The sequence below is a fragment of the Paenibacillus protaetiae genome (genome assembly GCF_004135365.1).
Taxonomy (GTDB): domain Bacteria; phylum Bacillota; class Bacilli; order Paenibacillales; family Paenibacillaceae; genus Paenibacillus_AP; species Paenibacillus_AP protaetiae.
Genome location: NZ_CP035492.1, coordinates 1938043 through 1951039, shown reverse-complemented (window position 1 = coordinate 1951039; position 12997 = coordinate 1938043). Strand labels below are relative to the sequence as shown.

The 12997-nt window shown below is 54.1% G+C and carries 15 protein-coding genes and 1 riboswitch; of the genes, 12 read left to right on the top strand and 3 right to left on the bottom strand.

The annotated features are described in order from the left end of the window. The first annotated feature begins 95 nt into the window (after positions 1-95). The gene (locus tag ET464_RS08965; protein ID WP_165279958.1) at positions 96-794 is read left to right on the top strand and encodes a helix-turn-helix transcriptional regulator; all 699 of its coding nucleotides are present in this window, start codon (positions 96-98) and stop codon (positions 792-794) included. 95 nt (positions 795-889) lie between these two features. On the opposite strand, the gene thyX is transcribed toward ET464_RS08965, so the two are convergent. Next, positions 890-1567, bottom strand: a complete 678-nt coding sequence (thyX, locus tag ET464_RS08960; RefSeq protein ID WP_425271762.1) for an FAD-dependent thymidylate synthase — start codon at positions 1565-1567, stop codon at positions 890-892. Between the two features lie 398 nt (positions 1568-1965). On the opposite strand from thyX, the gene ET464_RS08955 reads away from it, so the two are divergent. The 10 genes from ET464_RS08955 (at position 1966) to ET464_RS08910 (ending at position 10627) form a co-directional block, all read left to right on the top strand. Then, the gene (locus ET464_RS08955; protein ID WP_129440191.1) at positions 1966-2892 is read left to right on the top strand and encodes a cation diffusion facilitator family transporter; all 927 of its coding nucleotides are present in this window, start codon (positions 1966-1968) and stop codon (positions 2890-2892) included. A gap of 56 nt (positions 2893-2948) precedes the next feature. Continuing rightward, a riboswitch (TPP riboswitch) is annotated at positions 2949-3059 on the top strand. 118 nt (positions 3060-3177) lie between these two features. After that, on the top strand, positions 3178-3876 hold the full coding sequence (gene tenA, locus ET464_RS08950) for a thiaminase II (protein ID WP_129440190.1): 699 nt from the start codon (positions 3178-3180) through the stop codon (positions 3874-3876). 77 nt (positions 3877-3953) lie between these two features. Next, positions 3954-4943, top strand: coding sequence for a ThiF family adenylyltransferase (locus ET464_RS08945; RefSeq protein ID WP_129444232.1), 990 nt, complete (start codon positions 3954-3956; stop codon positions 4941-4943). Between the two features lie 177 nt (positions 4944-5120). Further along, complete coding sequence (thiE, locus tag ET464_RS08940) at positions 5121-5753, top strand: thiamine phosphate synthase (protein ID WP_129440189.1); 633 nt, start codon at positions 5121-5123, stop codon at positions 5751-5753. Further along, entirely contained in the window at positions 5750-5947 is a 198-nt protein-coding gene (gene thiS / locus ET464_RS08935) for a sulfur carrier protein ThiS (protein ID WP_129440188.1), read from the top strand. Before thiE ends, thiS begins: the two co-directional genes overlap by 4 nt. 6 nt (positions 5948-5953) lie before the next feature. Continuing rightward, entirely contained in the window at positions 5954-6733 is a 780-nt protein-coding gene (locus ET464_RS08930) for a thiazole synthase (RefSeq protein ID WP_129440187.1), read from the top strand. Between the two features lie 77 nt (positions 6734-6810). Beyond that, on the top strand, positions 6811-7920 hold the full coding sequence (gene thiO, locus ET464_RS08925) for a glycine oxidase ThiO (RefSeq protein WP_129440185.1): 1110 nt from the start codon (positions 6811-6813) through the stop codon (positions 7918-7920). Positions 7921-8130: 210 nt separating this feature from the next. Further along, a complete protein-coding gene (locus ET464_RS08920) occupies positions 8131-9330 on the top strand; it encodes a sensor histidine kinase (RefSeq protein ID WP_165279957.1) in 1200 nt (399 codons plus the stop codon). Next, on the top strand, positions 9327-9998 hold the full coding sequence (locus tag ET464_RS08915; protein ID WP_129440181.1) for a response regulator: 672 nt from the start codon (positions 9327-9329) through the stop codon (positions 9996-9998). The genes ET464_RS08920 and ET464_RS08915 overlap by 4 nt, the downstream gene beginning before the upstream one ends. 122 nt (positions 9999-10120) lie before the next feature. Next, positions 10121-10627 (top strand): hypothetical protein, encoded by a 507-nt coding sequence (locus tag ET464_RS08910; protein WP_129440179.1) that lies wholly within the window; start codon positions 10121-10123, stop codon positions 10625-10627. Positions 10628-10688: 61 nt separating this feature from the next. Here the strand turns inward: ET464_RS08910 and ET464_RS08905 are convergent, their stop codons facing one another. Next, positions 10689-11774, bottom strand: coding sequence for a sensor histidine kinase (locus ET464_RS08905; protein WP_129440177.1), 1086 nt, complete (start codon positions 11772-11774; stop codon positions 10689-10691). Next, positions 11771-12445, bottom strand: a complete 675-nt coding sequence (locus tag ET464_RS08900; RefSeq protein WP_129440175.1) for a response regulator transcription factor — start codon at positions 12443-12445, stop codon at positions 11771-11773. Before ET464_RS08900 ends, ET464_RS08905 begins: the two co-directional genes overlap by 4 nt. Before the next feature lie 177 nt (positions 12446-12622). Between ET464_RS08900 and ET464_RS08895 the strand changes: the two genes are divergently transcribed. Then, the gene (locus ET464_RS08895) at positions 12623-12985 is read left to right on the top strand and encodes a GIY-YIG nuclease family protein (RefSeq protein WP_129440173.1); all 363 of its coding nucleotides are present in this window, start codon (positions 12623-12625) and stop codon (positions 12983-12985) included. Positions 12986-12997: the final 12 nt, after the last annotated feature.

Here is a 12997-nt window from a genome sequence, read left to right as displayed (position 1 = left end):
TGCGTACAGCATACCATGCCAACCTTGACATCTACTGTCAGTGATTCCTATGATGGAGCCATATGACTGTTCGGACGGAAAAGAGGGAAAAAAATATGCGGGCGGACCGCCTAATTTCAATTGTAATGCTCCTGCAGACAGACGGGAAAATGACAGCTTCGGAGCTCGCCAAGCGGCTTGAGGTGTCCGAGCGGACGATTTACCGCGATATGGATGCGCTTAGCTTGGCAGGCATTCCGGTTTACGCCGATGCCGGCGTTCACGGAGGGTTTGCGCTGCCGGACCATTATAAATCGCCATTCCATGCGTTAACGACGGATGAGATCCAGTCGCTGTTTGTGCATGCAACCGGCTCGGTTTACGAACAGCTTGGCATAGGCGGAGCATTCCGTTCAGCGCTGCAGAAGCTGATGCTGGCGCTGCCGGAGCAGGAGCGTAAGGCGGCGGCGTGGCTGCAGGAACGTATCCATTTGGATACGGATTCATGGCGGGAAGGCGATAAGGAAGCGCCCAACCTAAAGCTGGCGCAGCAAGCGATCTGGGAGCAGCGTGCGGTAACGATGGCGTACACATCGAGAAGCGGGGTGGGCGGAACGTTTGAGCTTAAGCCTTACGGGCTGGTCGCCAAAGGCGGCATCTGGTTTTTGATCGGGGAGACGGAAGAGAAAGTACAGGCGTTCCGGCTGTCGCGTATAGAGGAGCTGGAGCTGTCGGGGACGTATTTTGACCGGCCGGAACGGTTTGATCTGCAAGCCTTTTGGAAGCAATGGGTTGAACGGTTTGAGCTTAGATAGCTGTTCGTTAAGATTTACATAGCCTTATTTTCAGATAATAACATGCAGGTAAATTAGTACTATTTCAGACGTAAATGATAGGTGTCGCCGTGATGCTAATGGGATTGCGGCACCAGATGGCTTTCCGCCACAAGCTGTTCCAGCGAAACCGGGAATAACGGTTTAATGAGTTCAAGTACAGCCTTCGCGTAAAGCTGAATTTCTTTTTGGGCGTCATGCTCCAGCCGTTGGGATAAAAAGTGGGCCACTGATTGGACGGAGGCTGTCCAATACCATCGCACATACATCCCGTAGGACGGAAGAAATAACCGGGCCTGCTCGGCGCAAATCCCATCCTGCAAAGCGGCTTCGTAGTTGGCTATACCTAGCTCCACATAGGCCATAAGCGCTTCCGTATGCTTCTCGCCGAGTTCCCAGGCGATCGGCTCCCCGCTGCCTTGCTTCGAGCTCTCGGGCTTTGCTCTCCATTCACCTGCTTGCGGAATATAAAATGCCGGCTCTTCGGTAATATACCGCCGGCTTGATTCATTCCATGCCTCCAGGCTATCGCCTGTACCTTCATAATGAGCGGCGCCAACGACATATTTCCACCATTGTCTCGCTACCATCAGAGGTGCGTAAATTTCAAATTGTGCGATAGCGTGGCGGAATGGCGACGTATGCCCTTCCCGCGCGAGAAATTGAATTAGTCGGATGTCCCGTTCGGACAGCTCCTCGGACTGCTTTGCATATGACACCCGAGCGGCATTCACGACGGTAAGATCCGATCCCATATGATTAACCAGCCTTACATACCCTTGATCCAGAACGTTGATAATAGACAAAAAATAACCTCCCACAATTCCATTTTTTTCCTATGCATGATCTATAGTACAATCACGTCCGAGCCAAACGCAATAACAAGATGAAGCAAATAAAATAATGACAGCATGGATGTCCGAGGCGCACAATTGTTTACCATATGCTTACTTTTGGACAAGGGCAACTGTTTTTGCACCGTTAAAGTCTGTTGCCTTGCCGTAAAAGTGCTTGCACACAGCAACACTGTTTCTCTAGACCCACACCGTATCGGCTTTGTATAATGATTCAGTTGAAAAAAAGTACAAGCGGCTGTAACGCGCCAGAGCAGCAGTTAAATGGCGCATACGCAAACGGGTAAAAGGAGAAATAAATGAGTCAGACTAGCAAGCCGTCCAGCGCGGCAGCGATCACGATCAGCTTAATCAGTAACTTGTTTCTTACGGTCATTAAAATCGTTGTAGGCGTTCTCGCAGGCAGCCAGGTGCTCATTGCCGACGGCATTCATAATGCGGGCGACGTTATTGCTTCAATAGCGGCGTTAAGCGCAACCATTATTGCGAAAAAACCAAGAGATTGGGACCATCCGTACGGGCACGGCAAAGCCGAAGTAATTGGTTCGGCAATTGTAGCTATCATTATGCTTGTAGCGGCATTATTTATCGGATATCATTCCGTGGAAGCCTTCTTCCATCCGGCGGCGGAAGCAAGCTTGCTCGCTTTAATAGCGGCAGCCGTATCATTGGTATGGAAAATTTGGCTGTATTACTATTGCATGCAGGTAAGCAAATCGACCAACAGCAAAAGTTTGCTGGCCACCGCCTATGACCACTTGGCTGATGTATACGCATCGCTCGCAGCGGTTGCCGGTATCGGGGCGGCACTGATTGGCGACCATTACGGCATCGTATGGCTGCAATACGGCGATCCGGTCGCAGGGCTGATCGTTGCGCTTTTGATTTTGAAGCTGTCCAACGATATGGGCCGTGAAGCGGTTGATATTTTGATGGACCGGATGGTATCCCCGGAGAAAATAAGCGAATATGAAGAGCTGGTCATCAGCGTGCCGGAAGTGAAACGGATTGATTTGATCCGCGCAAGGGAGCATGGCCACTATATCATCATTGATGTGCGTGTCGGCATTCCTGCCGAACTGAACATCCAGGAAGGCCATGACGTGTCCAAAAAAATCAAGTCGGTTATTATGGAGCGGCACGACGATGTGGAAGAGGTGCTCGTGCACCTGAACCCCTGGTATGAAGACGAAGAAGCAGAAATCGGCAATACGGCTGTTAAATAAAAGGTTGCTCGAACTGCTCCTATTGAGTATAGTAAAGTGGTAATAAGTAACATGAACTGAAAAATTACGGGTGCTGGATGAAGTCCGGCTGAGATTGGCAACTAGTTTGCCTGACCGTTAATCTGAACCAGGTAATGCTGGCGTAGAGAACATATCGAATTTTGCATGCGCAAAAGCCATTCGTGTATTCTCGAATGGCTTTTTTTATTTGCGCGGAGCGGCTGCGGCCTTGCGGATATGTTTCGTCATTTTTTGCCTGGCGGTCAAAGCTGAGGAGGAGAAACAATGGGAAACCTGGAAGCGGCAAAACAGACACCGAGATTTAGCAGCCGGCTGTACACGGCGGCGGAAGAATGGTGGGTGCGCAGCCTCAACCATCCGTTTGTGGAGGAGCTTGGCGCCGGAACGCTAGATCCGGGGCGGTTTATTTTTTACTTGAAGCAGGATTACCTTTATTTATTGGATTACGCGAGAATGTACGCTTACGGCAGCATTAAGGCTTCCGATCCGGACAGGATGGCAAAGTTTGCTGAACTCAGCTATTCGATTTTGCATGTGGAGATGGGGCTGCACCGGGGCTATGCGGCGAAGTTTGGCATCAGCCGCGAAGAGCTGGACCATACGCCGCCTTCTCCCGCTACAACGGCGTATACCGGGTATATGCTGCAGGTGGCGGCGCAAGGCACATTAGCTGAGATCGTTGCCGTCATATTACCCTGTATGTGGAGCTACCGCGAAATCGGGCTGAAGCTTGCTGCCGGTTCTGCTGCAATGGAGCATCCGCTGTACCGCGAGTGGGTGGAGATGTACAGCTCCAGCGAGTTCGGCGAGCTGACCGATTGGTGCATCGGCCTGATGGATGAGCTGGCTGAAGGCCTGCCGGAGCAGGCACTGCTTAAGCTGGAGGAGCACTTTGTGATGGCGTCGAAGCTGGAATATTTATTTTGGGATAAAGCGTACGATCGGGAGGAGTGGCCGGTTTGAGCATACGGGAATTTGGCGGTGCGGGTGAGGCAAATGAAGCAAATGGAGCCCAGCCGGATGAGCGGTATTCGCGGCAAATGCGATTTGCCCCGATCGGGCCGGAAGGGCAGGCGAAGCTTGCGGCCAGTGCGGTGTGCATCGTCGGGATGGGGGCGCTCGGCACGGTGCTGGCGAATCATCTTGTCCGCGCCGGCGTAGGGCTCGTGCGAATTGTCGACCGCGACTTTGTAGAGCGAAGCAATCTGCAAAGGCAAATGCTGTACGACGAGGAGGATGCCGCGCAAGGGCTGCCCAAGGCGATTGCCGCACAGCGGAAGCTGCAGCGCATCAATTCGGATGTCCGGATTGATGCCATTGTAGCCGATGTGACGGCACGGCATATCAGCCGGCTGCTGGACGGCATTGATCTTGTTTTGGACGGCACGGATAATTTCGAAACGCGTTTTCTGCTGAACGATGCCTGCTTCCGCGAAGGGATTCCGTTTGTTTACGGCGGGGCGGTCAGCTCACAGGGGATGAGCGCGCTCTTGGTGCCAGGCGAAACGCCGTGCCTGCGCTGCTTTATCCAGACTGCGGACAGCGGCGGCCAAACCTGCGATACGATTGGGGTCATTGCGCCGGTCGTGGACATAGTCGCATCGTATCAGGCGGTGGAAGCGATGAAAGTGCTGATAGGGGCACATTCAGCGAGAAGAAATACGCTGGTAACGTTTGATGTATGGAGCAACCGCCATTTTGAGATGAAGCTTGGCGAGCCTTCTGCGGATTGCCCTTGCTGCGGGCTGAAGCAGTACCCTGCTCTGCAGGAGCAGGAGGCGGAAGGAGCAGTATCGTTATGCGGCAGAAGTACGGTGCAGATTACAGGCCGCAAGGCGCTGCAGCTCTCGGAGTGGCAGGAGCGGCTGAAGCCGGCGGCGGTGAAGACGGAGCTGAATCCGTATCTGCTGCGGGTAGAGCTGCCGGAAGGCGAAAGGCTTGTGCTGTTTCCGGACGGCCGCGTGCTTGTGCAGGGAACGGATGATCCGGTCCGGGCCAAAACGCTTTACGCAAGATACATAGGCGTGTAAGCCGCACGCATGAGAACGAGGCATTGAGGCGTGCATGCCGCATGCATGAGAATGAGGCGTAGAGGCGTGTAAGCCGCACGCATCAGAATGAGGCGTAGAGGCTGGCATGCCGCATGCATGAGAACGAGGCATGGAGGCGCGTAAAGCGCATGCATCAGAAACGGGGAGGAACAGAGGATGAAAGATTTTCGTTTGTACGCCATAACCGCCGAGCAATTTCATCCGGGCCGTAATTTGATCCGGGTCATGGAGGAGGCTATCCAAGGCGGCGCTGACATTATCCAGCTTCGGGATAAAACAAGCAGCCGCGCAGAGGTGCTCCAGAAGGCGATTGCGCTGCGGGAGCTTACCCGGCGGTACGGGGTGACTTTTATCGTTAATGATTATATCGATATTGCGCTGGAAGCAGATGCGGACGGCATCCATCTCGGCCAAGGCGATATCTCGCTCAGCGAAGCCAGAAGGCTTGCCCCCGGCAAAATGATCGGCATATCGACGCATGCCATTGAGGAAGCGCTGCTGGCGGAGGCGCAAGGTGCGGATTACATCGGCGTTGGTCCGGTATTCCCGACCCAGACGAAAACGGATGTCGTCGCGCCGGTAACAGTGGGGTATGTCCGCGAGGTAGCCGACCGAGTCCGCATTCCGTTTGTGGCGATCGGCGGCATTAAGCTTAGCAATGTGGATGAAGTGATTGCAGCCGGAGCGGACCGCATTTGCGCGGTTAGCGAGATCGTAGGCGCAGACGACGTAGCGGGCGTCTGCCGCGCTTTCCTGGCGAAGCTGGAGAGAAAGGGGCAAACGGGATGAAGCTGATGATTAACGGAGGCACGCATGAGCTTGACGTACAGACGGTACTGCAGGTGGTGGAGCATTTTGGCCTGACGGAACGCCCTGTTGTCGTTGAAGCCGGAGGAACGGTTCTGAAGAAGGAGCAGTGGGCGGACACGCAAGTGTACGAAGGTATGGTTATCGAGCTGGTGCAATTTGTAGGAGGGGGCTGACGAAGGATGAATCAGGATAAGCTGCGTATCGCCGGACAGGAGCTTTCCTCGCGGTTTTTTATCGGGACGGGACTGTTTCCGAGCCCATACATTCAGCAGGAGGCGATTAAAGCTTCGGGAGCGGAGGTGCTTACGTTTGCAATCCGCCGCGTAAATTTGGGGCAGGTCGAGGATGACTCGATTTTGCAGCATGTGCATGGAGAAGGCTACCGTTATTTGCCGAATACATCCGGTGCAAGCACCGCCGAAGAAGCGGTGCGGATTGCAAGGCTGGCGCGGGCTTCGGGGCTTAGCGACTGGGTGAAGGTGGAAATTAGCGCCAACGAGCGGACGCTGCTGCCGGACCCGGTGGAAACGCTGAAAGCAACGGAAATACTCGTTAAGGAAGGCTTTACGGTGCTGCCTTATACCTCCGACGATCCGATCCTGTGCAAAAGGCTGGAGGAAGCCGGCGCGGCTGCGGTTATGCCGGGAGCGGCGCCCATCGGGACGGGGCTTGGCATATTAAACCCGTACCATATCGGCCTCATTGTGGAAGAAGCAAACGTGCCGATTATTGTGGACGCGGGGCTCGGCACGGTCAGCGACGTCGCGCAGGCGATGGAGCTTGGCGTTTCCGGCGTGCTGATGAATACGCCCGTTGCCAAAGCCAAAGATCCGGTCCGCATGGCGGAAGCGATGAAGCTGGCTATCGAAGCGGGGAGAATGGCCTATTTGGCCGGCCGCATCGACAAGAAAAAATATGCTTCGGCGAGCAGCGGCTACGATTCGCTGAAACTGAAGTAGCTTGCAGCTCCGCCGGCATGATTAGCTAAGGCTATCCGGCGGAAAATGCGAACTGACTAGGAAAGCGGGATTTGAACATGGGAGAAGCCATTATTGTGATCGGCGGAGGTGTGGTTGGCCTTGCCTGCGCATTTGAGCTGCAGAAGCGGGGCCACCGCGTAACCGTGCTGGAGAAGCAGCGCTGCGGCGGGCAGGCATCGGGAGCGGCTGCGGGAATGCTGGCGCCCTACTCCGAGAATGGAGAAGGGCCGGACGATTTTTTCCAGCTGTGCGCCGCCAGCCTGCAGCTGTTTCCCGCATGGAAGGACGAGGTGCGGAGCGCCTCCGGCCAGCCTTTTGAATATACGGAATCCGGCAGCTTGTATGCCGTTTATCACGAAGCGGACCGGCTGGCGCTGGAGGGCCGCAGGCTGTGGCAGCGGGAACACGGCTCATCTGCGCGCATCCTGGAAGGCGATGAGCTGTACCGCCTGGAGCCAAAGCTGTCGCGGGATGTGAAAGCGGCGCTGTATACGCCGGAGGAGAGCCATGTGTATGCCCCCGATTATGTGCTGGCGTTGGAGAAGGCATGCCGGGCGGCGGGCGTTGTGATCGCAGAGCGGCTGGAGTCGCTTGAGATCGAGCAGTGGCGGGATGCAGCCGTTGTCCGTGCGAAGGACGGGAGCCGCTTCCAGGGCGACCGCCTGCTTTTATGCAACGGAGCTTGGGCGCAGGAGTGGGAAGAGACGCTTGGCATCCGTATCCCGGTATACCCGATCCGGGGGCAAATATGCGCTTACGGCGGGGAGGCCGGCCCTGTACGGCATATGGTATTTACAAGCCAAGGATACGTCGTCGCCAAGCAAAATAACACCGTCGTCTGCGGCGCATCCGAAGATGTAGCCGGTTTTGATACGGCGGTCACGGACAAAGGAATCGACCGGCTGCGCAGCTGGAACAAGCAGCTGTTCCCGTCATTTGCCGGGCTGGAGCCGTTTCACCGCTGGGCGGGCCTCCGCCCGTCTACCCAGGACGGCTACCCGCTGCTTGGGCTGCTGCGGGAGTCGGACCGGGTATATATGGCTGCCGGCCATTACCGGAACGGCATTTTGCTCAGTGCCGTTACCGCGAAGCTGGCGGCGGACGCCATCGGGGGCGACCGTCTGCCGTCTTGGTACGGAGCGTTTGCGCCCGAACGGTTCAGCTAGTCCCTGCCTGCTGCCTGCAACTATGGCAGCGCAGCTGGGCGGAGAAGCGGTTCGCTTGACGGCTGAAATAAGGATAGATAACCTATAATGAGGACATCCCTTTATTGGAAATGGCGTATACCCGCCTGTTTCCGAGCAAGGGGCTTGTGTCCTCTTTTTTTATACATCATGTGGCGGGCTGTTCCGTCCGCTGAAGGAGGAAGCAAAGCTTTGCTGCAATGGATCAACCGGTTTTATACCCCTTCGCTTATTAGCCTGGCGCTGCTGTACACGGTTTTGATGACGGTACGCGATTCCACGGGCGGCGAACGCTTGGCCGCTTTTTCCTTGGCGGGATTTTACATCGTCATGTTGTGGAGCTCGGTTTGGGTGAAGTCGCTTTGGAAAAATGTCGTTATTTTCGCTTGTTTATATGCGGCAACGCTGGCATTTTGGCTGATTTCGGGAGAAGTATCCACCGTGCTGGCGCTAATGGGGTTTCTGATGGGTTTTATTTCGCTGAAGCTGCCGGGTCTGCTGTCTACAGTCAGCGCCGGCCTGATCGCCGTTATTATTTTTGCTATCACTTATGTGGTGGAGAAACAGTCGCTTAGCAACGCGACGGAGATGATGCTTATTTTTGCAGGCATCTATGTGCTCCTGTATATGCGCCGCTTGAAGCGGATTCACGATGAAGAGCAGCAGCTGCATCATGATGAGCTGCAGGCGGTGAATGCAAGACTGTTGGAAGCGAACCGGAAACTGCAGGCGGCGCAGTCCGAGCTGGAACATGCGGCGATGCAGTCGATGCGTTACGCCGTGATGGAGGAAAGAAACCGGATCGCAAGAGATATACACGACAGCGTTGGCCATCAGCTGACCTCGGTCATTGTGCAGCTGCAGGCGCTGCCCTATGCGCTGCAATCCAACAAGGAAGAAACGATGCAGATTGCACGCAATGTGCTTCTGGTTGCCAAGCAATGCTTGCAGGAGGTGCGGGGCGTTGTCCATGCCAGGGGAGGGGACCAAGCCGGAACAGGCCTGATTGCGCTGCGCGCATTAGTCCGGCAAGCTTCTGCTGCAAGCGGCATTCCGATCGAGTGGAAGGCGCCTGATGGCGGGGAAGAGTGGCCTGCCGAACAGTCCGCCGTATTGTATTATTGTCTTCAGGAAGCGCTGACGAATATGATCCGGCATTCAGAGGCGAGCAAGGCCGTTGTTGCGGTAGAGCAGCTGGACGGAGAGGTGCGGATGGTTGTGCGGGACAACGGCCTATTTGCCGGGGGAGACGGCTGGGCGGAAGGGTTCGGGTTGAACGGCATGAAGCAGAGATGCCGCGAGGCGGGAGGAAGCTGCCGCGTAACGGCCGTGCACCCGCATGGCATGGAAATTGCCATTCAATTGCCCCTTGAAACGGAGAAGGAGAGATAGGCGTGGAACAGAAACGGATTATGCTGGCAGACGATCAGCCGCTCGTCCGGCAAGGCCTCCGGTATGTCATTGGCTCCCAGCCGGATATGGCGGTCGCCGGCGAAGCCGGCAACGGCAAGGAAGCGGTGGAGCTGGCGCGGCGGACGAAACCGCATTTGATTTTAATGGACGTGCAGATGCCGCTTTACTCCGGCATTGAAGCAACAAAGGACATTTTAACGTTTCAGCCGGATTGTAAAATTGTTATTTTAACGACCTTTGATACGGAAGATTACGTATTTGAAGGCATCCGGGCAGGCGCGGTTGGTTATTTGCTGAAAGATACCGAGCCGGAAGAAATGCTGGAGTCGGTACGCGGGGCGCTGCGGGGTGAAGTCATCTTCCGCACGGCACTGGCAGCCAAGCTGATCGGCAAAGCTTATCAATCGCGGCAAACGGGCGGGATTGAACCGGAACGAATCATGGCGCTCCGAAGCCTGTTTACGAACCGGGAGCTGGAAGTATTGCAGCAAATGGCATACGGTCTTCGCAACGAAGAAATTGCCGCTGCGCTGTCTGTTAGCGAAAGTACGGTCAAAACGCATGTGCACCGCATTTTGCAAAAGTTTGACGTTCAAGACCGGACGCAAGCGGTCGTATATGCCATCCGGAACGGCATTGTCAGCTGAGCGGCTTATCCATCTGCAGGTGGATGCCCGGGAAGCAAATTCAATCGGATGATGGACTCTTTTACCGCCGGAACCGTTTACTATTAGTCCTAACGACAAGTTAGGGAGGATGGAAAAAACGGATGACTACAAGCACATGGATTTCAACCATTATTATATTTTTGGCGCTTGTTCTAACATCGGTTGGAAAAAGGGAGTTCCGCATGTTCAGGCTTTTGCTGCCGCTTGGCATTCTTGCTTATTATGGAGCAACTTACATGCAAGATGTGCCGACGGACGGCAATAATATGCTGCTGCTGATTGTGTCCGTTGTAATCGGACTGGCCCTTGGTTTTATTTTATTAAAGTTCACCAAGGTGGAGCGCGATGCCGGTACGGGCAAAATATATGTAATTGTGGGAGCGGGCAGCGTCATCATTTGGGTAGCGGCCTTTTTGTTCCGGATCATTCCGATCGAATGGATGACACATCATCCGAAGCAGACGTATCAGTTTGCACTGGACCATCAGATTAACCTGGACATTATTGGCCCTGCGTTTATTATAATGACGCTTGCGATGGTCATTGTGCGGGTGAGCGGCATCCGGAGAAGGGTAAAATCGGCTGCGGCAGCCCAGCGCCAGTTGTGACGCTAACGAAGCCGGAATTGCCAAGCCGCGGGAGCGGCTCGGTGATTCCGGCTTCTTCTGTTTATTCCGTTTGCTGAGGCGCAAGCGGCAAGGTAACGGTAAATTCGGACCACTCGCCAGGCTGGCTGGAGACGGCGATCGTACCGCTGTGCATCTCTACGATTTTGCTGACGATTGATAAGCCCAGCCCGCTGCCGCCGGCCGAACGTGTGCGTGAACGGTCTGATTTGAAGAAACGTTCGAATATGCGATTCTGGTCGGCTTCTGATATCCCGATGCCCGAATCCTTGACGGAGACGACCACATGATCGTTCTGCAGCTTAAGGCTAACGGCAATGGTACCGCCAGGCGGCGTAAACTTCACGGCATTTTGAATCAGGTTGACCCAAACCTGACTAAGCAGGCTGGGGTCAGCGTTCATCCAGATTTCGTCCAGATCTGCGCTTACCTCCAGCTCCTTCTCCATCCACTGCCTTTCGAACGTCAGGATAAGCCGGCGCAGCTGTTTGTCCAATCGGTATAGCTCCGGATGAAACGGATGCCGTTTGGAATCAAAGGAAGCGAGCCGCAGCAAATCATCGCTTAGTCTCGACATCCGGACACTCTCTGCCTCGATAATGTCCAAATACTGCAGCTGTTCGCTTCTTGGCAGCTCGTCTGCCGCCATTGCCCGGGCAAAACCGCTGATGGACGTCAGCGGCGATTGGATTTCATGCGATACATTGGCGATAAACTCCTGCCGCATATCTTCCATTTCTTTTAGATTAACCGCCATTTCGTTAATGTCGGCAATGATTTGGGTGATGTGTTCATGGGCTGTCCGGCGCGATTGCAGCCGTACGTGGAAGTCCCCGCGCGCTATGCGCCGCAGCGCTTCCTGCAGCTCCTGGTACATCTGCAGTTCTTTTCTGCGGATAAAAGGAGCGACGGAGAACACGAAGGCGGTGAACAGCAAGAAACCTCCGAGTGAAGTGAACAGCTGGTTTACAAGCGTATGCGGCTGCCAGTTCAGCTGGTTATAAAGCCAGTGCAGCCCAAAATAAGCTGCCGTCCAGCATAATAATAAGCTGGACAATATAGCGGCCGGCCCGTCAATGATTCGAATAAAGCGGAGCAGAGCGCGGCCGGTTTTACGCAGGATGTTCATGTCTGCATCTCCAGCCGGTAGCCTAATCCGCGGATCGTGCGGATGCGAAATGCGTGCCGGTCCTCGGGAAATTTTTCGCGCAGCCGATTGATATGGACGTCTACGGTCCGCTCATTCCCTTCGTAATTGTAACCCCATATTTCTTCAATCAGCTGATCGCGCGTAAACGTTTGGAACGGATAGCTCGCAAGCTTATACAACAGCTCGAATTCCTTCAGCGGCAGCACTTGCACTTCGTTTCCGACTTTGCATTCAAATGTTTTACTGTTTAAAGATAATTCGCCGATCTGCACCGTTTGCGCCGTAATGATCTTATACCGCTTCAGCAGCGCTTTCACCCTTGCCGCCAGCTCCGGCGGATCAAACGGCTTAACCAAATAATCGTCTGTGCCCAGCTCGAACCCTTTCACTTTCTGCTCGGATTCGCCCTTGGCCGTCAGCATCAGCATCGGCAGGTCATAATGCTCCCGCAGCTCGCGGCAAAGCTCATAGCCGTCCATGCGCGGCATCATAATATCGAGAATAACGAGATCCACCTTGCTGTCCTCAAGCGTCTGGAGAGCTTCCAGGCCATCGGCTGCTTCCAATACAGCATAACCTTCCCGCTGCATAAAATGGCTCACCAGCTTGCGGATATGCGGATCATCGTCCACGATTAACAGTTGCGGCATACGATTTCACTTCCTCTTAAATCATGAGTTGCGAATTTACACTGCTCATTATACATCAGGAATATAAACCAAGTTTAAACAGGAGATGCTGGAGGCGGCATGCTCTTTAATTTGACGTTCAATGGTTGTTCATGGTATCAATGATTGAATACAGAAGGAATTGGAGGGATAGCTGTTATGGATAAAAACAAACGGAAAGAGCTGCAGGATGAGTTTAAGCAAATAAAAGTATATATGGGTGTCGTACTAGTCAAAAACAACCTGAATGGAAAGCTGTTTGTTTCGGCATATCCAAACTTGAAAAACAAATGGATGACGATGAAGGCGCAGCTTGATCTGGGCATGTTCGGCAATCTCCAGCTTCAGAAAGACTGGAAAGAGCTTGGCGAAGACGCTTTTTCGTTTGAAGTGCTGGAGCAGTTTGATACGGAAAAAATCAGCGATGTGCGCTGGGAAGTGAAAAAGCTGGAGAAGCAATGGCGTGAAAAACTGCAAAGTTACGACGATAAAGGATATCATAAACGACCGGCCAATAGGTAAGGCTGGCCGTTT

What these genes read in the sequence shown, in the direction of transcription:
- ET464_RS08905 (WP_129440177.1), bottom strand. Translation starts at nt 11,774, where the DNA reads ATGAACATCCTGCGTAAAACCGGCCGCGCTCTGCTCCGCTTTATTCGA.
- thyX (WP_425271762.1), bottom strand. Translation starts at nt 1,567, where the DNA reads ATGGGATCGGATCTTACCGTCGTGAATGCCGCTCGGGTGTCATATGCA.
- ET464_RS08900 (WP_129440175.1), bottom strand. Translation starts at nt 12,445, where the DNA reads ATGCCGCAACTGTTAATCGTGGACGATGATCCGCATATCCGCAAGCTG.
- ET464_RS08930 (WP_129440187.1), top strand. Translation starts at nt 5,954, where the DNA reads ATGAATCAGGATAAGCTGCGTATCGCCGGACAGGAGCTTTCCTCGCGG.
- thiS (WP_129440188.1), top strand. Translation starts at nt 5,750, where the DNA reads ATGAAGCTGATGATTAACGGAGGCACGCATGAGCTTGACGTACAGACG.
- tenA (WP_129440190.1), top strand. Translation starts at nt 3,178, where the DNA reads ATGGGAAACCTGGAAGCGGCAAAACAGACACCGAGATTTAGCAGCCGG.
- ET464_RS08965 (WP_165279958.1), top strand. Translation starts at nt 96, where the DNA reads ATGCGGGCGGACCGCCTAATTTCAATTGTAATGCTCCTGCAGACAGAC.
- thiO (WP_129440185.1), top strand. Translation starts at nt 6,811, where the DNA reads ATGGGAGAAGCCATTATTGTGATCGGCGGAGGTGTGGTTGGCCTTGCC.
- ET464_RS08955 (WP_129440191.1), top strand. Translation starts at nt 1,966, where the DNA reads ATGAGTCAGACTAGCAAGCCGTCCAGCGCGGCAGCGATCACGATCAGC.
- ET464_RS08945 (WP_129444232.1), top strand. Translation starts at nt 3,954, where the DNA reads ATGCGATTTGCCCCGATCGGGCCGGAAGGGCAGGCGAAGCTTGCGGCC.
- ET464_RS08895 (WP_129440173.1), top strand. Translation starts at nt 12,623, where the DNA reads ATGGATAAAAACAAACGGAAAGAGCTGCAGGATGAGTTTAAGCAAATA.
- ET464_RS08910 (WP_129440179.1), top strand. Translation starts at nt 10,121, where the DNA reads ATGACTACAAGCACATGGATTTCAACCATTATTATATTTTTGGCGCTT.
- thiE (WP_129440189.1), top strand. Translation starts at nt 5,121, where the DNA reads ATGAAAGATTTTCGTTTGTACGCCATAACCGCCGAGCAATTTCATCCG.